The organism is Mesorhizobium sp. M0296 (genome assembly GCF_040321675.1).
In the GTDB taxonomy this organism is placed as follows: domain Bacteria; phylum Pseudomonadota; class Alphaproteobacteria; order Rhizobiales; family Rhizobiaceae; genus Mesorhizobium.
The window spans coordinates 1-564 of the sequence record NZ_JAMYRZ010000112.1 but is presented as its reverse complement, the minus strand read 5'-3'; the positions used below and the strand labels follow the sequence as shown (position 1 = coordinate 564).

The 564-nt window shown below is 62.6% G+C and carries 1 pseudogene; it reads left to right on the top strand.

Annotated elements, in window-relative coordinates:
• Nucleotides 1–60: 60 nt before the first annotated feature.
• Nucleotides 61–564, top strand: a pseudogene (locus NKI97_RS35405) (transposase); the annotation flags it as partial.

The window sequence follows — 564 nt, the reverse complement described above, 5'->3', positions numbered from 1 at the left end:
GATTCCGGATCAGTCGGTTTTGTGATTCAAGATGCTGGCTGGAGTGGAGGCCAGCATCGGATGACGCGACCTCTTTCGGATGATCTTCGCGAACGTGTTGTAGCGGCGGTTTTGGGTGGCGAGAGCCGCCGGTCGGCCGCGAAACGGTTCGGCATTTCGGTTTCGGCGGCGGTGAAGTTGTTGCAGCGCCATCGGGCGACTGGCTCGGTTGCGCCTGGCAAGATGGGCGGACATCGCAAGAGGGTGCTGGAGCCGCACCGTGCCTTCATCGAGGCGCGTGTGCGTGAGACGCCGCATCTGACACTGCATGGTCTGAAGGATGAGTTGGCCGCACGCGGGGTCAAGGTCTCGCACAACGCGGTCTGGATGTTCTTGAGGCGCGAGGGCCTGAGCTTCAAAAAAAACGCTGTTCGCCCTTGAGCAGGCGCGCGCTGATATTGCCCGCAGGCGTCAGCGATGGCGCTCTTGGCAGGCCGGCCTCGATCCGCAGCATCTGGTCTTCATCGACGAGACCTGGATCAAGACCAACATGGCTCCGCTGCGCGGTTGGGGGCCGAAGGGCGA